Here is a 22,286-nt window from a genome sequence, read left to right as displayed (position 1 = left end):
CCCGAAGTCGTTTTCCCACGTTGTACCCGCAAATAACATCAGCGAGTCTGCTACTCATCGTCGTAGAAAAAGAACGGATGCCGACCCCCTCAGGAGATTTTAGCCATGACAGAACGTAACTTAACGTCCCGGAATCATTGCTTCATTTACCCCATCAAAGATCAGGAAGGTCGCCCCTACGCCTGGAAAATCGATATTCAACGCGCGGGCAAAGTGCATGTGCATCACTTTGCTTTCGACCAATATGGCGGCGAGATTCCCGCCCTGGAGGCCGCCGAAAACTTGCGCAACCAACTGGTCCTGAAAATGCCGCAGTCTTTTACTTATGAAGACCGCCAGCGCCTGATGCCGCATAACACCAGCGGCCACCCCGGCGTGTACCGCGTGCAGTCCAATCAGATTGATTACTGGCGTGCCACCACGCGCATTCACGGCTACAACCTGAGCAAGAGTTTTCGCATTGACAAGTATGGCGATGACCAGGCCAAACAGCTGGCGCTTGAGGAGCGTGAACGGCAGCTAACCCTGTGCAGCGACCCCTACGATGTCGCCATGGAGAAGCTCCAGCATCACTTCAGCCAGACCAGCCGGCGCGTGCGCGAAAACCGTATCAAGGCGGCGATGCACAAGCCCCGCGAGCCAAAGCCCACCGCCCAGGAGGTCTCTGGCACGCAGATGGAACGCATACTGCCGATCAGCGCCGAGCAGGCCAGCCTGTCTATCAGTCGGCATTTCGCGGCAAGTACAAAGTGACACGCAAGCCGCCCACACGCAGGTTTTGCAAGCTCACTTCACCGCCATGGCTGTGGGCGATGCTGCGCGCTATTCCCAGCCCCAAGCCATAGCCTTGTTGCTGCCCAGCCAGGCGAAAGTGCGGCTCAAACACCTGCTCAAGACGCTGTTCGGGCACGCCCGGCCCCTCGTCGTCGACGGTCAGCACAAACGCTTGCTCGTTGTCGTCTATGCGCAAGTGCGCGTTGGTGCCGTACTTGAGTGCGTTATCAATCAGGTTGCCCATGCAGCGGCGCAGGGCCAGGGGTTTGCCGTGATAAGGACTGGTCGCTCGCCCCTGCAGCGTTACCCGGCCATTCCCCTGCGGCAGCACATAGGGTTCTATCAGACAGTCGAGCAAAGTATTGACGTCGACCGGCTCGATATTCTCGTGAATGTCGGTGTCTTTCACGCATTGCAGCGCACCTTTGACCAGCATTTCCAGCTCGTCCAGATCGCGACCAAACTTGTATTGCAGTTGCTCGTCATCCAGCAGTTCCACGCGCAAACGCAGCCGGGTGATGGGCGTGCGCAGGTCATGGGAGATGGCGCTGAATAACTGACCACGCTCGGTCAGGTATCGGCTGATGCGCGCGCGCATGGTGTTAAAGGCCCGCCCCACTTCAACCACTTCGCTGCCGCCGCCCACTTCGACAGGCTGGACCTCGTCTTCGCCCAGTGACATGTCACGGGCCGCCCTCGCCAAACGCTTGAGCGGGCGGCTTTGCCAATGCACCAGCACGCCGATAAACAACAGCAAAAAGATACTGCTCAGCACGATAAACCACAGTTGCAGCGCAGGCAGCCCTTCTTCTTCAAGGCTGGTGTAGGGCTGGGGCAGCAAGGACGCGATGTACAGCCACTCGCCCTGAGCCATCTGGATTTGCGTCACTAGCACCGGCGGGTCAACCGGCTCCAGAGTCAGGGCAAAGTGCGCCCACGAACGCGGCAGCTCATCGAGCTTCAGGCCCGCGTTGAAAATACGTAAGTCCTGGGGGCTGACAAACTTCACCGACAGATCGACATCAGGCCCCAGCGACTGGCGTAGCACTTGGTCCACGGCGTCCAGCACTGCTTGTTTACGCTGGGTTGGCGGTAACACCTGCATGTCCAGCGGCCGGTCATTGAGGCTGACGACAAACCGCGTGCCGCCCATGCTGCGCATTTGATCCAGCACCAGCGGGCGATAGGCCAGCGGCAGGGAGCGCAAGTACGTCACCGTGGCGTTCATGGAGTGCGCCATGCTGCGGGCACTGTTGACCAGGCCTTCAAGCTGGGTGGTGCGCAATTGTGAGAGCCAGATGGCACTCGACAACGTCTGCGCCAGCAAGATGGCCAGCAGCGTCAGCAGTAACATGCGACCCAGCAACGAACGGGGAAGATGCAGGCGGGATAAAAACTTAATGGCCATTTCCGACGGTGACCTCAGCTGCCAACTGGTAACCGCTGCCACGGATCGTGCGGATAAGCCGTGGCGGCTTCTCGGTGTCACGCAGGCGCTGGCGCAAACGGCTGACCGCCATGTCGACAATGCGATCCAGCGGCATCAGATCGCGGCCACGGGTGGCGTTGCCAATCATGTCGCGATCCAGGATCTGCTGCGGGTTGTCCAGAAACAGCTTGAGCAAGGCGAAATCCGCCCCGGACAAAATCACCTCTTCGCCATCGGTATGGAACAGCCGATGGGTCACGGTGTTGAGCCGCCACTCGTCAAACGCCATAACTTCATGACCGGCGCTCGCACTGGAAAACTGCGCACGGCGCAACAAGGCCTTGATGCGCGCCTGGAGTTCACGGGGGCTGAAAGGCTTGCCCAGATAGTCATCAGCGCCCAGTTCCAGGCCGATGACCCGGTCGGCTTCATCGGAACTGGCGGTGAGCATGATGATCGGAATTTGCGCAAAACGCGGGTGCTGGCGCACCCAGCGGCACAGGCTGAAACCGTCTTCGTCGGGCAGCATCACGTCCAGGATCAATAAATCGCTGGCCTGCTCATCAAGCGCCCGCCTGAAGCCCGCACCGTCCGCCACGGTGCGCACCTGAAAGCCGGCACGGGTGAGGTAGATATCAAGGAGCTCGCGAATTTCCTGGTCATCATCGACCAGCAAAATGGATTTGCCGGATGTGCTCACAGGCGCTGATCCTTATTGTTGTTATGGACGAAAGATCACTCGGTAGGAGCGAGCTTGCCTCGCGATCTTTTCAACGGTCAAAAGATCGCGAGACAAGCTCGCTCCTACAGTCAACCGAACGCTTGTTGCAGTGCCACGCCGGCGCCGATCAAGCCCGAGTACGGTGCGGTCACCAGCCAGACCGGGATACCTTTGAGATAGTCGCTCATGCAGCCTTTGTCGGCAAAGCTTCGGGCAAAGCCGCTGGCCACAAAAATATCGGCAAAGCGCGGGATCACGCCGCCAACAATGTACACCCCGCCACGCCCGCCGACTGTCAGCACGTTGTTGCCGGCCACACGGCCCAGCCAGCAACTGAAGTGCTCCAGCACCTGCAACGCCACCGGATCACCCGCCAACGCTGCCGCAGTGATCGCCCGGTCGCTGTCCAGCACCGGCTCATGCCCGTCGACCGCACAGATCGCCCGATACACACGCGGCAAACCGCTGCCGCTCAAGATACTTTCGGCGCTGACGTGGCCGATTTCGTTGTAGATGTGCTGCCACAACTGCACTTCACGCGGGTTGCTCATGGGCAGGTCGACGTGGCCGCCCTCCCCCGGCAAGGCCATCCATTGCTCGTCGCCCAGGTTGAGCAACGTGCCTACGCCCAACCCCGTGCCTGGCCCGATGACCACCGCCGGGCGCGCCGGATCGGCAATGCCGGGGCACACCTGGCGCACGTCTTCGGGTTGCAAGCGCGTCATGCCCAGGGCCATGGCGCTGAAGTCATTGATCAGTAGCAGGTGATCGACCTGCAAGGTTTCGCAAAACGCCGACCGGCTCAAGCGCCAATGGTTGTTGGTAAAGCGAAACTCGTCGCCACTCACCGGCCCGGCCACCGACAGGCACACCGAACCCACCGCACCGGGCGCCAGGTTCAACTCATTAAGGTAAACCGTGATTGCGTCTTCCGGGCAGGCGTAATCGGCCGTGGCCAACACGCTGACTGAACGCAACTGTTCGTCTTCCCAGAGGGCAAAACGGGCGTTGGTGCCACCAATATCACCGACGAGGGCGAGTTTCATTTCAGGGATTCCAGAGACGAGGTAAAGGTACTCGCGCCCTGCTCGGCCGAACTGAAGGCCTGACGCATAAACGCAAACAACTCGCGCCCGGTACCGACGGCATTGCTCAAGGTGCCGACAGCCGGGGTGCGTGCGGCGAATTCTGCCTCATCCACCAACAGTTGCAACGTGCCTTTTACGCCATCGACGCGAATCAGGTCACCGTCCTGGACCCGCGCCAGCGCGCCGCCCACTTCCGCCTCGGGGCTGACGTGAATCGCCGCCGGGATTTTGCCCGATGCCCCGGACATGCGTCCGTCAGTAATCAGCGCCACTTTGAAGCCGCGATCCTGCAGCACGCCCAAGAACGGCGTCATCTTGTGCAGCTCTGGCATGCCATTGGAGCGCGGGCCTTGAAAACGCATCACGGCAACAAAGTCGCGTTCCAGTTCACCGGCCTTGAAGGCATCGGCCAGTTGCTGCTGGTCCTGGAATACCCGCGCCGAAGCTTCGACAATCTGATGTTCGGGCGCAACCGCCGAGACCTTCATGACCCCGCGCCCCAAATTGCCTTCCATCACCCGCAGGCCGCCCTCGGCCGAGAACGCACGGGCAACCGGGCGCAAAATAGTCTCGTCGAGGCTTTCGATCGGGCCATCACGCCAGACCAGCTGGCCATCCACGAGGAACGGCTCGCGGGTGTAGCGGCTCAAGCCGTAACCGGCCACGGTGTTGACGTTTTCGTGCAACAACCCGGCTTCGAGCAGCTCACGAATCAGGAACGCCATGCCGCCCGCGGCCTGGAAGTGGTTGATGTCGGCTTTGCCGTTTGGATACACATGGGACAGGGTTGGCACCACCTCGGACAGGTCGGCCATGTCTTGCCAGGTCAACTGAATACCCGCTGCCATGGCAATCGCCGGCATGTGCAGGGTGTGGTTGGTGGAGCCGCCAGTCGCGTGCAGGGCAACGATGGAGTTGACCAGAGAACGCTCGTCCACGATCTCGCCCAGCGGTGTGAAGTTACCGTTTTGCTGGGTCAGACGGGTGACTTGATGCGCCGCTTCGCGAGTCAGGGCATCGCGCAATGGCGTGTAAGGATTGACGAAAGAAGCACCCGGCAAATGCAGGCCCATCACTTCCATCAGCAACTGGTTGGTGTTGGCGGTGCCGTAAAAGGTGCAGGTGCCGGGGCTGTGATAGGACTTCATCTCGGATTCCAGCAGCTCTTCACGGCTGGCTTTGCCTTCAGCGTAGCGCTGACGTACGTCGGCTTTTTCTTTGTTGGAAATGCCCGACGGCATCGGCCCGCCCGGCACAAAGATGGTCGGCAGATGACCGAAGCGCAGCGCGCCCATCAGCAGGCCCGGCACGATTTTGTCGCAAATGCCCAGCATCAGCGCCGCGTCGAACATGTTGTGCGACAGCGCCACCGCGGTCGACAGCGCGATCACTTCGCGGCTCAACAGGCTCAGTTCCATGCCGGCCTCGCCTTGGGTCACGCCGTCGCACATTGCCGGGGTGCCGCCCGCGAACTGGCCCACAGAACCCATTTCACGCAGGGCTTGCTTGATTTGTTCCGGGAAGTGCTCGTATGGCTGATGCGCCGAGAGCATGTCGTTATATGACGAAACAATTGCCACGTTGGCGGCGTTCATCAGCTTGAGGGTGTTTTTGTCTTCTGTGCCACATCCGGCCACGCCATGGGCAAAGTTGGCACATTGCAGCTTGCCGCGTTGCGGTCCGTCACTGGCCGCATCACGAATAAGCGTCAGGTACGCCTCGCGGGTAGCTCGACTGCGGGCAATAAGACGCTCGGTGACTTCAAGAACGCGGGGATGCATGTGTTGAACTCCAGGCTAACGGATGTGGCGACCTGTGCGTGTCCTATGCTGACTGAGGCTCGCAGACGCGTGCTCAGTCGTTCGGACCCGTTGATTCAGGTCACTCGTTGTAGATAAAACAAAATATTGCCACTTAAATGGCTTGTTTTCTATTTTTATGAGAATAATCTTGTAATTCCAACAACAAATTGATGACAGGTGCTGTCCATGACATTACGAATCGCAATCAATGGTTTTGGCCGGATCGGCCGTAACGTCCTGCGAGCACTGTATACCCAAGGCTACCGACAGGACTTGCAGATCGTCGCCATTAACGACTTGGGCGACAGTTCAATCAACGCTCACCTGCTCAAGTACGACACCGTTCACGGCACGTTCGATGCCACTGTTGAGCATGATCAGGAAAGTCTGACGGTCAATGGTGACCGAATCGCGGTGAGCGCCATCCGTAATCCGGCTGAACTGCCTTGGGCCGACCTGAAGGTTGATGTGGTGTTTGAGTGCACCGGTTTCTTCACCGAGCGTAGTAAAGCAGAGGCTCACATTACGGCCGGTGCGCGTAAGGTGATTATCTCGGCTCCGGGTAAAAATGCCGATGCGACGGTGGTCTATGGCGTTAACCACGACATTCTGCGCCAATCGCATCAAATCATTTCCAACGCGTCGTGCACCACCAACTGCCTGGCGCCTGTGGCGCAAATCCTCAACCGCGAATTCGGCATTGCCAACGGCCTGATGACCACCATCCACGCCTACACCAATGACCAGAACCTCACCGACGTTTATCACACCGACCCGTACCGCGCGCGTTCGGCCACGCAGAACATGATCCCGAGCAAAACCGGCGCCGCCGAAGCCGTGGGTCTGGTGTTGCCAGAGCTAGCCGGCAAGCTGACCGGCATGGCGGTACGCGTGCCGGTGATCAACGTGTCGCTGGTCGACCTGACGGTTGAACTGACACGCGAAGTCACGGCGGCAGAAGTTAACGCGGTGTTTAAAGAAGCCAGCCAACATTCCAAGGTGCTGGGTTACAACAGCCTGCCGCTGGTTTCCAGCGACTTCAACCACAACCCGCTGTCGTCGATTTTTGACGCCAACCACACCAAGGTCAGCGGCAAGCTGCTTAAAGTGCTGGCGTGGTACGACAACGAGTGGGGCTTCTCCAACCGTATGCTCGACAACTGCCTGGCGCTGCACAACGCGGAGTGACGCGATGATCGGTATCAGCTTCACCACGGCCACCTTGGCGGCGCGCAAGCGCATCGCCCTGGTGGCGCATGATCACTGCAAAGGGTTTTTGCTGGACTGGGCCGAACGCCACAAGGCCGCGCTCAGCCAGCATGACTTGTGCGCAACGGGCACCACCGGCCTGTTATTGAGCAAACGCCTGGGGTTGCCGATCGAAAGCATGATCAGCGGTCCGTTGGGCGGTGATCAACAAGTGGGGGCGCAGATCGCCGAGCAGAAAATCGACATGCTGGTGTTTTTCTGGGACCCGTTCGAGCCACAGCCCCACGACCCGGACATCAAGGCCCTGCTGCGCGTGGCGGCAGTGTGGAACATTCCGGTGGCGAGCAATGAATGCACCGCTGACTATTTGCTCAGCAGCCCCCTGATGAACCAGCCGCACGAACACCGCATTCCCGATTACGCCGCGTATTTGAAAGGCCGGGCATAACCTGGGATAGAACACATATCTTGTGGGAGCGGGCTTGCTCGCGAAGAGGATCGACTCGGTCAACCCTCAGACCGCGTCGCCCCAATCGCGAGCAAGCCCGCTCCCACAGACTGAACTGCCCAAGCAACAAACTCAAAACATCACTTGACCAAACACACAGATGATAAGCATTATCATTCGCTCAAAATCGGTCGGGTAGTGCTGTGAGTCAGTCCCAGTTCAATCAAGTCTTCCTTACTCAGCGGGTGACCTTGCTGCGCACGTTACAGCGGATGGTGAATAACCCCAGTACCGCCGAAGACTTGCTGCAAGAGACTTACCTGCGGGTTACCCGCGCCTTGAACGAGCGTTCGGTCGAGCACCTGGAACCGTTTGTCTACCAGACCGCGCGCAATCTGGCGCTCGATCACCTGCGCTCGCGGCGCATTCAGGCACGTACGGTGGTTGAAGATGTCCCGATCGAAGTGCTTGAGGGCATTGCCTCTACCCACAGCACCCCGGAAGAAGCCCACCAAGCAGCGCAATTACTGGAGCGTTTGAGTGTGAGCCTGAGCCAGTTGAGCGCACGTCAGCAGCGGATTTTTATCCTCAGCCGGCTGCATGGCTGCAGTTATCAAGAGATCGCCGAAGAACTTGACGTGTCATTGAGTACCGTTCAAAAGGAACTCAAATTGATCATGGCAATCTGCATCGGGGTAGCCGACAGGCTGAATCGGCCTTAACCTTGCCCTTCAATGCCACGCGAACGCCCTGAAACTGCCAAGGAACCTCTGTGACGGACACTCACAAATCTGCTGCGCCCGACCCGGCGCACGAGGTGCTGCAAGACAGCGCCATGGATCAGGCACTGGATTGGCTGATCACCCTTGAGTGTGCGAGCGACGAACAGAAAATCGTGTTTGAGCAGTGGCTGAATGCCGACCCGGCGCACGCCAGGGCGTTTGCCAAGGCCAACGCCATCTGGAACGGGCAACCCGTGCTAGACGCTGCACAAACCCTGCAAACCCGACGCAAACCCAGCGTACTGCGGCGTATCAGCCGGCATTGGAAGCACGTGGCTGCGGCGGCGGTGCTGGTTCTGACAGTCGGTAGCTATACCAACGTGCCGTTACGCCTTCAGGCAGACCACCTGACCGTGGTGGGTGAGCGCCAGCGCCTGCAACTCGAAGACGGCTCCAAAGTGCTGCTCAATACCAACTCGGCATTTTCCAGCAAAGTGGTGAATACCCAGGCCCGCGCCCGGCTGTTGCAGGGCGAAGCCTTTTTTGAAGTCCCGGCCAATCTTGAACTGCCCATGGTGCTGGATGCCGGCCCGGTGCGCGTCAGCGTGCGTGACACCGCGTTTGCAGTGAGCTACTTCAATGGCGAAGCGCAAGTGCGGGTGCAGCGCGGTGATGTGGACTTGCGGGTGAACAGTGTCGGCACACAAATGCGCCTGTCGGCGGGCAACAGCGTCAGCATTGGCCCGAACGGCTTCGGCCGCCCCACCACCCTCAACCCCCAAACCGACCTTGCCTGGGTGCAAGGCCGATTGGTGTTTGAAAACTGCCCGATGAGCAAAGTGCTCGATGAAGTGCGCCGCTACTACCCCGGCTGGATCGTCAACAACAACGAAAAACTCGCCAACGTGGCCGTCACCGGCAACTACCGGCTCGATCAGCCACTGGATATCGTGCGCTCGCTGGCCCACATCACCTCCAGCCGCCTCTCGGAATACCCGGCGCTGGTCATCCTCAATTAAAAAAATTAGATTAATCGACTCTTTTTTTACTCGATAGCCCAAGGTCATTCGTCTCGTTGTGATCAATGCAACTGATTCGCATTTTGAGTCAGCTTCGCAACTACAAGACTTGTCACTTCTGGAGCGCTATCAATGCCCACACGTTTCAACAGCCGGTCCACTTCCAACGCTCGCACTGGCGGCTTGCACCAGTGCACATTGTCGTTGTTGACCGTTGCCATGCTGATGGCTGGCGTACAGGCCGCACCGGCCCTGGCCGCAACCGATCCGCAGCCAGCCAGCCGCTCCGTGGGCAGTTATAAGTTTGCGATCGCTCAGCAGCCACTCGCCTCTGCGTTGAATGACTTCAGCAGCGTGACCGGATGGCAAGTCGGCCTGCCAGCAGAACTGGCACAGGATGTGGCATCGCCCGGCGTACGTGGCTCCCTGACCCCAGAAAAAGCCCTGGAGCGCCTGCTCACCGGCACCAACCTGACGTACCGCAAGCTGAGCACTAACAACATCGTGCTGGAAAAACGCAGCGCGACCTCCGGCACCCTGGCCTTGCAGCAAGTGACCATCAGTGCCACGCGTAACGCACAAGACGTCAGCGCCGTACCCAGCACCGTCACCGTTCATGACCGCCTGGACCTGGACCGCGAAAACGTTAACACCATCAAAGACCTGGTTCGTTATGAGCCGGGTGTTTCGGTAGGCGGCGCCGGTCAGCGCGGCGGCATCACCGGCTACAACATTCGCGGCATCGACGGCGACCGGATCCTCACCCAGATCGATGGCGTTGAGATCCCGGACTCGTTCTTCAACGGCCCTTACGCCCAGACCCAACGTAACTACGTTGACCCTGAAATCATCAAAAGCGTAGAAATCCTCCGCGGCCCGGCGTCCGTGCTGTACGGCAGCAACGCCATTGGCGGTGCCGTCAGCTACTTCACCCTGGACCCGGACGACATCATCAAGCCGGGCCAGGACGTTGGCGCCCGCCTCAAAACCGGTTACAGCTCGGCTGATCGCAGCTGGCTCAAGTCGGGCACCGTGGCCGGTCGCTCGGGTGATTTCGACGGTTTGCTGCACTTTAGCCAGCGCGATGGCCATGACACCGAATCGTACGGCGACCGTGGCGGCAACGGCCTGGCCCGTACCGCGGCCAACCCTGAAGACGTGAGAACCACCAGCGTGCTGGCCAAGGCAGGCTGGAACTACAACGATGACGACCGTCTGGCCTTCACCTACGAGAAGTACAAAAACCACGACGACGTCAATGTGAAGAGCGCCGTCGGCGGGCCGTTCACCAATGGCCAGCCATTGGGCATGTACCGCTCGCGTACCGGCACCGACACGGTGAGCCGTGAACGCTTCGGCCTGGTCAACACCATGACGGTCGACAGCCTGGTTGCTGATCACATCAAGACCAGCTTGAACTACCAAATCGCCAAAACCGACGAGACCACGCTGGAAGATTATTTCCCGTTCACCCGCAATGTCATGCGCTCTCGCGACACCACGTATCAAGAGAAGCAATGGGTCCTCGACGCACAAGCAGACAAGGCCTTTAGCATCGGTGAAACCGATCATTTGCTGACCTACGGCGCCACCCTGAAAAACCAGAAAGTCACCAGCTCGCGCAGTGGCTCGGGTACGTGCCTGGCAGTAGGCCGCGGCTGTACGGCAATCGGCGCTGACAGCCCGTCAGATTATCTGGTCAAGTCCAGCGACTTCCCGGACCCGACCATCAACACCTACAGCCTGTTCGCCCAAGACCAGATCAGCTGGAACGACTGGACGTTCTCACCGAGCTTGCGTTACGACTACACGCGCCTGACGCCGCACATTACCCAAGAGTTTCTCAACACGATCCCGGCCGATGAACGCGCCAACGTCAGTGACGAGAAGAAAATCTGGCACCGCGTATCGCCAAAATTCGGCCTGACGTACGCCCTGACTGAGCAATACACCTGGTACGGCCAGTACGCGGAAGGTTTCCGTACGCCGACGGCCAAAGCGCTGTACGGCACCTTCGAAAACCTGGCGGCCGGTTACAAAGTAGCGGCCAACCCGAACCTGGAACCGGAAAAAAGCAAAAGCTTCGAAACTGGCCTGCGTGGCAAGTTTGATGCGGGTTCATTCGATGTAGCGGTGTTCTACAACAAATACCGCGACTTCATTAACGAAGACGCCATCACCCCCGGCTACAGCGAGACCACGTTCCAGAGCAACAACATCAAACACGCCACCATCAAGGGTGCCGAGGTTAAAGGTCAGTTGAACCTGGATGCGTTCGGTGCACCAAAAGGTCTGTACACCCGCGGTTCGGTGGCTTATGCCCACGGCAAAAACGACGACAACGGCGAGCCGATCAACAGCGTCAACCCGCTCAAAGCCGTTATGGGCTTGGGCTACGACCAGGAAACCTACGGCGCTCTGGTTAGCTGGACACTGGTCAAGCGCAAGGACCAGGTGGATAACACCAGCTTCTTTGCCCCGGACGGCACCAGCAAGCAATTCAAGTCGCCAGGTTATGGCGTAGTGGACCTCACCGGTTTCTACAAAGTCACCAAGGACGTCACCGTCAACGCCGGCCTGTACAACCTGACCGACAAGAAATACTGGAACTGGGATGACGTGCGCGGCTACGACAGCGTGGGTGAAGCCGGTGTGCTCAACCCCGCCAACATGGACCGCCTGACCGCTCCAGGTCGCAACTTCTCGGTCAATTTGGTGTGGGACATCTGATAGACACATCCACTGCGTAGTCTTTTCAGGCTACGCAGTGAGGAATTTTTACTGTGATGCGTCTTCTTGATCGTCTAGTTACAAAGCGCATCTCATTCTCAAGGATATTTGCATGACCACTCCTGATACCGCACAGCGTCCAGCCTTGCGTTCTCAACGCCTGAACCAGATCACCAACGAGCCGCATCAAAAGCTCGATGCGCTGGTAAAAGCTCACAAGCCTTTCGACACCCGCGAAAACTTCGCCCGTTTTGTTGTGGCTCAATACCTGTTCCAATCCGAGCTGCAAGCGCTGTACACCGACGCGGCCTTGAAAGAGATCGTGCCGGACCTGCCAGAGCGTTGCCGTGCAGAACAAGCCAAGGCTGACCTGGCTGACCTGAACACCCAGGTGCCTGCTCCAGTCGCTGGCGCAGTCAATGCTCCGAGCAAAGCTGAAGCCTTGGGCTGGATCTTTGTGTCGGAAGGCTCCAAGCTTGGCGCTGCGTTTTTGATCAAGCGTGCTGTGGCACTGGAACTGAGCGAAACTTTCGGTGCGCGCCACTTGGGCGAACCGGCCGGTGGTCGTGCTGAAGGCTGGAAGAGCTTCGTTAAAACCCTCGACGGCCTGGAACTGAGCGCCGAAGAAGAAGCCGACCTGGACAAAGGTGCAGTCGCCGCGTTTGAACGTTTTACCGTATTGCTGGAACATGCTTACGCTGCTGAGCCAGAACTGGCCTAAGCAGGATCTGCTCGGTCAGCGAGCGCTGACCGAGTATCTTTTTCTGCGCCTTGAGCCTATGACACACCCAACTCAATCCTCATCCAAAATCGCCCGCTTCCTGTTTGGCGTGCTGGCCTACGTCAGCTTGGGCATCGGCCTGATCGCCATCGTGATCCCAGGCTTACCCACCACCGAATTTATTTTGCTCGCTGCCTGGGCTGCGACCAAAAGCTCCCCTCGCCTGAGTGCCTGGCTCGAAAACCACCGTTTGTTTGGCCCGATTTTGTTCAATTGGCGCAACGGTAAAATCATCCAGCGCAAAGCCAAAGTCAGCGCCACCATCAGCATGCTGCTGTGTGCCGGGTTGATGCTTTATGTACTTGATCACGACTGGCCGGTGTTCCTGGCCATTGCCGGCATGAGCATGGGCAACCTGTGGATCTGGTCCCGCCCGGAACGCTTGCCGCTGGCGAGCGAGTAACGGCCTGACTAACTGTAGGAGCGAGCTTGCCTCGCGATTTTTTGATTTTTTAAAAGATCGCGAGGCAAGCTCGCTCCTACAGTTTTATTGGGGGTTAGAGCGTTAACGCCCCGCTGTACAGCCCGTACGCCGCGCCCAGCGCGGTAATCACGACTGCCGCGAATATCAGCGGCTCTATGCCCTTGAACAACGCCTGCCCTTGCTCACGCTTGGCCTTGGCAAACAGAAATATCCCCGGCGCATAGAGCAACGCAGACAACAGCAAGTATTTGGGCCCCGCCGCATACAGCAACCACATCGCGTAGATCAAAGCGATGGCCCCTATCAGCAGGTCCTTGACCCGGCTACGACTGGCCTTGGCGTAGGTTTCACCGCGCACACACAACAACACCGAATACGCCGCCGACCAGAAGTACGGCACCAAAATCATCGATGAAGCGAGGTAGATCAGGGTGGTGTAGGTGCCCGCAGACACCAGCGTGATGACCAGAAACAGCTGAATCATGATATTGGTCAGCCACAGGGCGTTGACCGGCACATGGTTGGCGTTTTCCTTTTTCAGGAACGCCGGCATGGTTTTATCCCGGGACGTCGCGTACAAAATCTCGGCGCACAACAATGCCCATGACAGCAGCGCCCCGAGCAATGAAACCGCCAGGCCGATGCTGATCAGAATCGCCCCCCAATCCCCCACCACATGCTTGAGCACCCCGGCCATGGACGGGTTTTGCAGTTGCGCCAGTTCGGGCTGAGTCATGATGCCCATCGACAGCACGTTCACCAGCACCAGCAACGCCAGCACGCCGAGAAACCCGATGACGGTGGCCTTGCCCACATCGGAACGCTTTTCGGCGCGCCCCGAGTAGACACTGGCGCCTTCGATGCCGATAAACACAAACACGGTGACCAGCATCATGTTGCGCACCTGGTCCATCACACTGCCGACGCTGGGCATTTCTGAGCCCCACAGGTCACGGGTGAAGATGTCGGCTTTAAACGCCACGCCGGCCAGCACGATAAACATCACGATCGGTACGATTTTCGCGACGGTGGTGAGCTGGTTGATAAACGCGGCCTCTTTGATGCCGCGCATCACCAAAAAATGCACGCCCCACAGCAACAGCGATGCACAGCCAATGGCAATGGGCGTATTGCCTTGGCCAAACGCGGGGACGAAAAAACCCAAGGTGCTGAACAGCAACACGAAGTAACCCACGTTGCCCATCCAGGCACTGATCCAGTAGCCCCAGGCCGACGAGAAGCCCATGTAGTCGCCAAACCCGGCCTTGGCGTAGGCGTACACCCCCGAATCCAGCTCTGGCTTGCGATTGGCAAGGGTCTGGAACACAAAGGCCAGCGCCAGCATGCCCACCGCCGTGATTGCCCAACCAATCAATACCGCAGCGCCAGCGGCTCGTTCGGCAATATTTTGTGGCAATGAAAAAATACCGCCGCCAATCATCGACCCGACCACTAACGCAATCAAGGCATTGAGCCGAAGCTTCTGGGTCTGCTGAGACATCGCTACCTCTTTGTTGGGTGTTTTATTAATGCTGCTGATCTAGCGACAGACACTTGCGAGTAAATAAATGTTCGACCCACACGTTTAATAAAGTTGCGCTATAAGCCTGATTTTTTTAACAGCAAGATTTTCTATTAAAGACCAAAAACCAGCGCAGATGCAGATGACGTTTTCATTTCACAGGCCGTTAAATGAAACATCCGGCCCACATTTGCAAATTCTCAAATAGTGTCTAGCTTCATTCCCCACGACGAATCAATTAAAGCCGCTGTATTACCTGAAAGCCCTCTGGAGCCGGGTTTCCAGCGCGCGTCATAAAAATGCGCAATAGCGACCTCCCCGCTCTACTGACAATGGAATGTAGTCATGACCTGACCTAAGTCAACAGGGTAAGCAAACAACGCAATAACCTCTGAGACATCACTTCACATGGATTGGAGTCACTCTAAATGTCTGACACTCCTGGAAAACTTCGACTAGGTGCATTGGTTGCTCTGGTAGTCGGTTCAATGATTGGCGGCGGGATCTTTTCGCTGCCGCAAAACATGGCAGCAAGTGCGGATGTCGGGGCGATTTTAATCGGCTGGGCAATCACCGCCGTGGGCATGCTGACCCTCGCATTTGTGTTCCAGACCCTGGCCAATCGAAAACCCGACCTGGACGGCGGCGTGTACGCCTACGCCAAAGCCGGGTTTGGCGATTACATGGGCTTTTCGTCTGCCTGGGGGTACTGGATCAGTGCCTGGCTGGGCAACGTGGGTTACTTCGTGCTGCTGTTCAGCACACTCGGTTACTTCTTCCCGATCTTCGGTGAAGGCAACACGGTCGCCGCCATCGTCGGCGCGTCAATCCTGCTCTGGGCTGTGCACTTTCTGGTCTTGCGCGGCATCAAGGAAGCAGCGTTCATCAACTTGGTGACCACCGTCGCCAAGGTCGTGCCGCTGATTCTATTCATTCTGATTGCACTGTTCGCGTTCAAACTGGACATCTTCACCAGTGACATCTGGGGCCTGAAAAACCCGTCGCTGGGCAGCGTGATGGACCAGGTGCGCAACATGATGCTGGTCACCGTGTGGGTGTTCATCGGTATCGAAGGCGCGAGCATCTTCTCGTCCCGTGCCGAAAAACGCTCAGACGTCGGTCGCGCCACCGTGATCGGTTTTATCACCGTGCTGCTCTTGCTGGTGCTGGTGAACGTGCTGTCGCTGGGCATCATGACTCAGCCAGAACTGGCAAAACTGCAAAACCCTTCGATGGCGGCCGTGCTTGAACACGTGGTCGGCCACTGGGGTGCGGTGCTGATCAGCGTCGGCTTGATCGTGTCCTTGCTGGGTGCCCTGCTGTCGTGGGTGTTGCTGTGTGCAGAGATCATGTTCTCGGCCGCCAAAGACCACACCATGCCGGCGTTCCTGAAGAAGGAAAACGCCAACCACGTACCGGTCAACGCCCTGTGGCTGACCAACGTGATGGTGCAGATCTTCCTGATCATCACCCTGTTCTCGGAAAGCACCTACCTGTCGCTGATCTATCTGGCGACCTCGATGATCCTCGTGCCTTACCTCTGGTCGGCGGCCTACGGCCTGCTGCTGGCGGTGCGCGGCGAGACTTACGAGAACGCCCTGGCTGAACGCAAAAAAGACCTGATCATCGGTTCTGTCGCACTGATCTACGCGATCTGGCTGATCTATGCCGGTGGTCTGAAGTACCTGCTGCTCTCGGCCCTGCTGTATGCACCTGGCGCCATCTTGTTCGCCAAGGCCAAACGCGAAAGCGGCCAACAAGTGTTTACCAACATCGAGAAAGTGATTTTTGCAGCAGTGATTATCGGTGCCCTGGTGGCAGCGTATGGCCTCTACGACGGCTTTCTAACCCTGTAATACCCTGTTTTATGTACTTTGGAGGATGACTGTAATGACCACGGAAAAAGTGAAGTACGGCGTGCATTCCGAAGCCGGCAAGCTGCATAAGGTTATGGTGTGTTCCCCAGGCCTGGCTCACCAGCGTCTGACCCCGAGCAACTGCGACGAGCTGTTGTTTGATGACGTTCTCTGGGTCAACCAGGCCAAGCGTGACCACTTCGATTTCGTCACCAAAATGCGCGATCGCGGGATTGATGTGCTGGAGATGCACAACCTGCTGACCGATATTGTTGCCATTCCAGAAGCGCTGGACTGGATCCTTGACCACAAGGTCACACCAAATCAAGTGGGCGTAGGCCTGGTCAATGAAGTCAAAGCCTGGCTCAAGAGCCTTGAGCCGCGCCACATTGCCGAGTACCTGATTGGCGGTGTCTCTGCTGACGACCTGCCCAATAGCTTCGGTGGCAAAACCATCCAGATGTTCCGTGACTTTCTGGGCCACACCAGCTTTATCCTGCCGCCCCTGCCCAACACTCAGTTCACCCGTGACACCACCTGCTGGATCTACGGTGGCGTAACGCTGAACCCGATGTACTGGCCAGCCCGCCGTCAGGAAACCCTGCTGACCACGGCAATTTACAAGTTCCACCCTGAGTTCACCCAAGCTGAATTCAAGGTCTGGTACGGCGACCCGACCGTTGACCACGGCAATGCCAGCCTCGAAGGCGGCGACGTCATGCCAATCGGCAAGGGCGTGGTGCTGATCGGCATGGGCGAGCGCTCGTCACGCCAGGCCATCGGCCAACTGGCACAGAACCTGTTCAAGAACAAAGCGGTTGAGCGTGTGATTGTTGCCGGGCTGCCCAAGTCTCGGGCGGCGATGCACCTGGACACCGTGTTCAGCTTCTGCGATCACGACCTGGTGACCATCTTCCCGGAAGTGGTCAATCAGATTGTCGCCTTCTCCCTGTACCCGGATGAAAGCAAAGCCGGTGGCATTGACGTTCGCCGTGAAGAAGCCAGCTTCCTCGATGTGGTCGCCAAGGCCTTGGGCCTGAAAGCCCTGCGCGTTGTCGAAACCGGCGGTAATAGCTTCGCCGCCGAACGCGAGCAGTGGGATGACGGCAACAACGTCGTGGCTCTGGAGCCGGGCGTGGTCATCGGCTACGACCGCAACACGTACACCAACACCCTGCTGCGCAAGGCCGGTGTTGAAGTGATCACCATCAGCGCCTCTGAACTGGGACGCGGCCGTGGCGGCGGTCACTGCATGACCTGCCCGATCGTACGCGACCCAATCGATTACTAAGTCACCCATTGATTGCTTGCGCTGACCCCACAAGGGGCGGCGCAAGCCGGTTAACCAGAAACCCAGGAGATCCCCATGGCGTTTAACATGAAAAACCGCAGCTTGCTGAGCTTGGTTCATCACACCCCTCGTGAGCTGCACTTCTTGCTGGATCTGTCCCGTGACCTCAAGCGCGCCAAGTACACCGGTACTGAAGAGCCGCACTTGAAAGGCAAGAACATCGCGCTGATTTTTGAAAAAACCTCGACCCGCACCCGTTGCGCGTTCGAAGTCGCGGCCCACGACCAGGGCGCGCACGTGACTTACATCGACCCGGTTTCTTCGCAAATCGGCCACAAAGAAAGCATGAAAGACACCGCTCGCGTTCTCGGTCGCATGTTTGACGCCATTGAATACCGTGGCTTTGAGCAAGTGGTTGTCGAAGAGCTGGCCAAGTACGCAGGCGTACCGGTGTTCAACGGCCTGACCGCTGAGTTCCACCCGACGCAAATGATCGCTGACGTGCTGACCATGCGCGAACACAGCGACAAGCCGCTGCACAACATCAGCTACGCCTACCTGGGCGATGCGCGCAACAACATGGGTAACTCGCTGCTGCTGATCGGCGCCAAACTGGGCATGGACGTGCGCATCGCCGCACCAAAAAGCCTGTGGCCAGAAGAAGCTTTCGTCAAACAGTGCCAGGAATTCGCCAAGGAAAGCGGTGCCAAAATCACCCTGACCGAAGACCCGAAAGCAGCGGTCAAAGGCGTGGACTTCATCCACACCGACGTGTGGGTATCGATGGGCGAGCCGGTTGAAACCTGGAACGAACGCATCAAGCTGCTGCTGCCTTACCAGGTCAACACCGACATCATCAAGGCGGCAGAAAACCCGCGCGTGAAGTTCATGCACTGCCTGCCAGCGTTCCATAACAGCGAAACCAAAGTCGGCAAGGACGTGGCAGAGCATCACCCGAACCTGAAAAACGGCATTGAAGTGACCGAAGAAGTGTTCGAGTCGCCGGTCAACATTGCCTTTGAACAGGCTGAAAACCGCATGCACACCATCAAGGCCATTCTGGTGGCGGCGCTGGCTGATATCTAAGCCCTGGTTCGGTTGGCCTGTGCACACCGGCCTTCTGTGGGAGCGGGCTTGCTCGCGATGGATTCAGCGCGCGTTCAGAGACAGACCGCGTCGTCAGCATCGCGAGCAAGCCCGCTCCCACACCACAGCGTCGCTTACCCTCCCCTTTAAATAAGGACATTTTCTATGCGTATCGTCGTTGCACTGGGCGGTAACGCCCTTCTTCGTCGCGGTCAGCCCATGACCGCTGACAACCAACGCGAAAACATCCGTACGGCCACCGCCCAAATCGCCCGCGTCGCCCCTGGCAATGAACTGGTGGTGGCGCACGGTAACGGCCCGCAAGTGGGCCTGCTGTCGCTGCAAGCCGCTGCCTACACTGACGTCGCGCCCTACCCGCTGGACGTACTCGGGGCTGAAACCGAAGGCATGATCGGTTACATGATCGAGCAAGAACTGGGCAACCTGCTGCCCAAAGACGTGCCTTTCGCCACCTTGCTGACCCAGGTAGAAGTCGACCCCAAAGACCCGGCCTTCCAGAACCCGACCAAGCCGATCGGCCCGGTGTACAGCGAAGCTGACGCCAAGCGCCTGGCCGCTGAAAAGGGCTGGGACATTGCCCCGGACGGCGACAAGTTCCGCCGCGTGGTGCCAAGCCCCAAACCTAAACACATTTTTGAAATCCGCCCGATCAAATGGCTGCTGGAAAAAGGCACCGTGGTGATCTGCGCGGGCGGTGGCGGTATTCCGACCATGTACGGCGAAGATGGCAACCTCAAGGGCATTGAGGCGGTGATCGATAAAGACCTGGCCTCTTCCCTGTTGGCCCAACAACTCAACAGTGACCTGCTGGTGATCGCCACAGACGTCAATGCCGCCTTTATCAACTGGGGCAAACCTGACCAGAAAGGCATTGCTCACGCGCACCCGGACGAACTGGAAAAACTCGGCTTTGCCGCCGGTTCCATGGGCCCGAAAGTCGAAGCGGCCTGCGAATTTGCCCGCAAGACTGGCAAGACTGCTGTTATCGGCGCACTGGCAGACATTGAAGCAATCGTTCAAGGTAAGGCAGGTACTCGAGTGAGCACCGAGAAATCGGGTATTACCTACTTTTGAACCCAAGGGCAGACCTGGCGGTCTGCCCTTGATTACTTAGCCTCAAGGAGCAGCTCTATGGCCTCGTTCGACCCCGGTCACCTGCATATCCGTCGCGCACCGCTGCAGCCGGGCGACTTTGGTTATGACATCACAATCGATTACCAGGTCGTTCAGGACCCCAAAGAAGGCAAGTCGATGCAGTTCGACATGCACGGCCAGATCAATGGCAAGGATTTCAAGGAATCGTTCACGCTGCCCAAGGACATGGCGTTCGACTTTGCCCGGGTAGGCTTCAAGATTGCCGTGAAAAACGGCATGCCAAAGAGTGCGACTATTTGGTCGATGCACAAAGAATACGACGAGATGTTCGAGGACGTCAGAAAACAACTTGGCCACGAATTGGGCGACCCGGTAAAACCCGAGCATCTGGAATAACCCCCTCCTGTAGGAGCGAGCTTGTCTCGCGATCTTTTAAACGATCAAAAGATCGCGAGACAAGCTCGCTCCTGCAGAGCCGATGTGCGGCTCACATTTCACCAATCCTCCCCGCCAAGGCATACTGGCCATCCCCTGGCTTAAGTTTTCTCGTTCCCATGCGTATCCATGTCAGTTTTATCGACCGTGTCGGCATCACCCAGGAAGTTCTGGCGTTGCTCGGCGGGCGTAATCTCAACCTGGATGCCGTGGAGATGGTGCCGCCCAACGTCTACATCGACGCCCCGACCCTCAGCCCGCAAGTACTCGACGAGCTGCGCGAAGCGCTGTTTCGGGTCAACGGCGTGCAGTCGGTGCGGGTGGTCGATATCCTTCCCGGCCAACGCCGCCACTTGCAACTCGACGCCCTGCTCGCCGCCATGACCGACCCGGTACTGGCGCTGGACAGCGGTGGCCACGTGCTGCTGGCCAACCCGGCGCTGGTCACGCTGTACGGCCGTGACCCTACCGGTGAAAGCATCGGCGAGCTGTTTAGCGATCCCGGCCTGCTCAATGTGTTGCTGGAAAACGGCTTTCGCCTGCCGTTGCGCGAAGTGACGCTCAACGGCCAGCCGCTGATGCTCGACGCCACGCCGATTACCGACGCCGGTGCCTTGCTCACGCTGTACCAGCCCAGCCGTATTGGTGAGCGGCTGGCCGCCCTACATCACGACCACGCAGAAGGCTTTGACGCGCTACTCGGTGACTCCCCGGCGATCCGCACCCTGAAGGCCCGTGCCCAGCGCGTGGCGGCGCTGGATGCGCCCTTGCTGATTCAGGGCGAAACCGGCACCGGCAAAGAACTCGTGGCCCGCGCCTGTCATGCGATCAGCACCCGTTTTGCAGCGCCGTTTTTGGCTTTGAACTGCGCGGCGCTCCCGGAAAACCTGGCCGAAAGCGAGCTGTTCGGCTATGCCCCCGGCGCCTTCACTGGCGCCCAGCGCGGCGGCAAACCGGGGCTGATGGAGTTGGCCAACCACGGCACGGTGTTTCTCGATGAAATCGCTGAAATGTCGCCCTACTTGCAAGCCAAGCTGCTGCGTTTTTTGAATGACGGCAGCTTTCGTCGGGTGGGCGGCGAGCGTGAGGTCAAGGTCAACGTGCGGATCCTCAGCGCGACCCACCGTAACCTCGAAAAAATGGTCAATGAAGGGACGTTTCGCGAAGATCTGTTCTATCGCCTGAACGTGCTGAACCTTGAGGTGCCGCCGCTGCGCGAGCGCGGCCAGGATATTTTGCTGCTGGCACGCGCCTTTATGCAGCAGGCTTGCACGCAGATCCAGCGCCCGGTGTGCCGCCTGGCACCCGGCACTTATCCGGCGTTGCTGGGCAATCGCTGGCCGGGCAATGTACGGCAATTGCAGAACGTGATTTTCCGCGCGGCCGCGATCTGTGAAAGCACGCTGGTGGATATCGGTGACCTCGACATCGCAGGCACTTCGGTGGCCCGGCAAAGCGATGGCGAGATAGAAACCCTGGAGCTGGCGGTCGAAACGTTCGAAAAAGCCCTGCTGGAAAAACTCTACGTCAGCTACCCCTCAACTCGCCAATTGGCCAGCCGCCTGCAAACCTCGCACACCGCCATTGCGCACCGCCTGCGCAAGTACGGCATCCCGGGTAAAAATTAATCCAGAAAAGCCACATGTTCCGTATTGAATTCATTCCAGCGGAACGATTTCGATACAGGCACGCCAATCCTCAGTAACCCAAGGCTTTGATCCACTTGGATTTTTTAATTGCGCCAGCACTGTAGCGATTTCGCTACAGCGTGATGAGTCAGTCATCTGCGAAACCAACCTAAGCCACTGATAAATAAGCCTTTTTATAAACTGG

General features: G+C 58.3%; 18 protein-coding genes and 2 pseudogenes. 14 read left to right on the top strand and 6 right to left on the bottom strand.

Going from position 1 to position 22,286, the window contains the following annotated elements; translation table 11 throughout:
* Window positions 1–105 precede the first annotated feature (105 nt).
* Window positions 106–753 (top strand): AP2 domain-containing protein, encoded by a 648-nt coding sequence (locus GHO25_RS05795; protein WP_048367945.1) that lies wholly within the window; start codon window positions 106–108, stop codon window positions 751–753.
* Here the strand turns inward: GHO25_RS05795 and GHO25_RS26845 are convergent.
* From GHO25_RS26845 to edd, 5 genes and pseudogenes are all read right to left on the bottom strand, one after another.
* Window positions 722–1,000: pseudogene (locus GHO25_RS26845) on the bottom strand (sensor histidine kinase); the annotation flags it as partial. The gene GHO25_RS05795 and the pseudogene GHO25_RS26845 overlap by 32 nt on opposite strands.
* A gap of 195 nt (window positions 1,001–1,195) precedes the next feature.
* Window positions 1,196–1,648: pseudogene (locus GHO25_RS26840) on the bottom strand (HAMP domain-containing protein); the annotation flags it as partial.
* Between the two features lie 523 nt (window positions 1,649–2,171).
* A complete protein-coding gene (locus tag GHO25_RS05785) occupies window positions 2,172–2,903 on the bottom strand; it encodes a response regulator (protein ID WP_048367950.1) in 732 nt (243 codons plus the stop codon).
* 110 nt (window positions 2,904–3,013) lie between these two features.
* On the bottom strand, window positions 3,014–3,970 hold the full coding sequence (locus GHO25_RS05780; protein WP_153329579.1) for a glucokinase: 957 nt from the start codon (window positions 3,968–3,970) through the stop codon (window positions 3,014–3,016).
* Window positions 3,967–5,793 carry a phosphogluconate dehydratase gene (gene edd, locus GHO25_RS05775; RefSeq protein WP_153390118.1) on the bottom strand — a complete coding sequence of 609 codons (1,827 nt, stop codon included), beginning with the start codon at window positions 5,791–5,793 and terminating at the stop codon, window positions 3,967–3,969. Before edd ends, GHO25_RS05780 begins: the two co-directional genes overlap by 4 nt.
* A 207-nt stretch (window positions 5,794–6,000) precedes the next feature.
* Here edd and gap point away from each other — a divergent pair, with 207 nt between their 5' ends.
* The 7 genes from gap to GHO25_RS05740 all read left to right on the top strand — a co-directional run bounded on the left by gap (window position 6,001) and on the right by GHO25_RS05740 (window position 13,126).
* On the top strand, window positions 6,001–7,002 hold the full coding sequence (gene gap, locus GHO25_RS05770; RefSeq protein ID WP_048367955.1) for a type I glyceraldehyde-3-phosphate dehydrogenase: 1,002 nt from the start codon (window positions 6,001–6,003) through the stop codon (window positions 7,000–7,002).
* A 4-nt stretch (window positions 7,003–7,006) separates the two neighbouring features.
* The gene (locus tag GHO25_RS05765) at window positions 7,007–7,471 is read left to right on the top strand and encodes a methylglyoxal synthase (RefSeq protein ID WP_048367957.1); all 465 of its coding nucleotides are present in this window, start codon (window positions 7,007–7,009) and stop codon (window positions 7,469–7,471) included.
* Between the two features lie 203 nt (window positions 7,472–7,674).
* Window positions 7,675–8,193 carry an RNA polymerase sigma factor gene (locus GHO25_RS05760; protein WP_048367959.1) on the top strand — a complete coding sequence of 173 codons (519 nt, stop codon included), beginning with the start codon at window positions 7,675–7,677 and terminating at the stop codon, window positions 8,191–8,193.
* Window positions 8,194–8,243: 50 nt separating this feature from the next.
* Window positions 8,244–9,212: a FecR domain-containing protein gene (locus GHO25_RS05755; RefSeq protein ID WP_048385447.1), complete on the top strand. Its 969-nt coding sequence runs from the start codon at window positions 8,244–8,246 to the stop codon at window positions 9,210–9,212.
* Window positions 9,213–9,344: 132 nt separating this feature from the next.
* Window positions 9,345–11,942: a TonB-dependent receptor gene (locus GHO25_RS05750; RefSeq protein ID WP_153329577.1), complete on the top strand. Its 2,598-nt coding sequence runs from the start codon at window positions 9,345–9,347 to the stop codon at window positions 11,940–11,942.
* 112 nt (window positions 11,943–12,054) lie between these two features.
* Window positions 12,055–12,663: a biliverdin-producing heme oxygenase gene (locus tag GHO25_RS05745; RefSeq protein ID WP_048367964.1), complete on the top strand. Its 609-nt coding sequence runs from the start codon at window positions 12,055–12,057 to the stop codon at window positions 12,661–12,663.
* 58 nt (window positions 12,664–12,721) lie between these two features.
* The gene (locus GHO25_RS05740; RefSeq protein WP_048368458.1) at window positions 12,722–13,126 is read left to right on the top strand and encodes a YbaN family protein; all 405 of its coding nucleotides are present in this window, start codon (window positions 12,722–12,724) and stop codon (window positions 13,124–13,126) included.
* A gap of 94 nt (window positions 13,127–13,220) precedes the next feature.
* Here the strand turns inward: GHO25_RS05740 and arcD (GHO25_RS05735) are convergent, their stop codons facing one another.
* Entirely contained in the window at window positions 13,221–14,648 is a 1,428-nt protein-coding gene (arcD, locus tag GHO25_RS05735; protein ID WP_153390117.1) for an arginine-ornithine antiporter, read from the bottom strand.
* A gap of 449 nt (window positions 14,649–15,097) precedes the next feature.
* On the opposite strand from arcD (GHO25_RS05735), the gene arcD (GHO25_RS05730) reads away from it, so the two are divergent.
* The 6 genes from arcD (GHO25_RS05730) to GHO25_RS05705 all read left to right on the top strand — a co-directional run bounded on the left by arcD (GHO25_RS05730) (window position 15,098) and on the right by GHO25_RS05705 (window position 22,081).
* A complete protein-coding gene (gene arcD, locus GHO25_RS05730) occupies window positions 15,098–16,525 on the top strand; it encodes an arginine-ornithine antiporter (RefSeq protein ID WP_048367967.1) in 1,428 nt (475 codons plus the stop codon).
* Between the two features lie 34 nt (window positions 16,526–16,559).
* Window positions 16,560–17,816 carry an arginine deiminase gene (gene arcA, locus GHO25_RS05725; protein WP_048385453.1) on the top strand — a complete coding sequence of 419 codons (1,257 nt, stop codon included), beginning with the start codon at window positions 16,560–16,562 and terminating at the stop codon, window positions 17,814–17,816.
* Between the two features lie 75 nt (window positions 17,817–17,891).
* Window positions 17,892–18,902, top strand: coding sequence for an ornithine carbamoyltransferase (locus tag GHO25_RS05720; protein WP_123749764.1), 1,011 nt, complete (start codon window positions 17,892–17,894; stop codon window positions 18,900–18,902).
* Between the two features lie 165 nt (window positions 18,903–19,067).
* Window positions 19,068–19,997 (top strand): carbamate kinase, encoded by a 930-nt coding sequence (arcC, locus tag GHO25_RS05715; RefSeq protein ID WP_048385455.1) that lies wholly within the window; start codon window positions 19,068–19,070, stop codon window positions 19,995–19,997.
* A gap of 57 nt (window positions 19,998–20,054) precedes the next feature.
* Entirely contained in the window at window positions 20,055–20,414 is a 360-nt protein-coding gene (locus GHO25_RS05710) for a DUF5064 family protein (protein ID WP_048367973.1), read from the top strand.
* 158 nt (window positions 20,415–20,572) lie between these two features.
* A complete protein-coding gene (locus GHO25_RS05705) occupies window positions 20,573–22,081 on the top strand; it encodes a sigma-54-dependent transcriptional regulator (protein WP_048385459.1) in 1,509 nt (502 codons plus the stop codon).
* Window positions 22,082–22,286 lie beyond the last annotated feature (205 nt).

This window comes from Pseudomonas sp. FSL R10-1350 (assembly GCF_009600525.1).
Taxonomy (GTDB): Bacteria; Pseudomonadota; Gammaproteobacteria; order Pseudomonadales; family Pseudomonadaceae; genus Aquipseudomonas; species Aquipseudomonas helleri.
The sequence above is the reverse complement of the archived record's forward strand: the minus strand, read 5'-3'. Positions and strand labels throughout refer to the sequence as shown.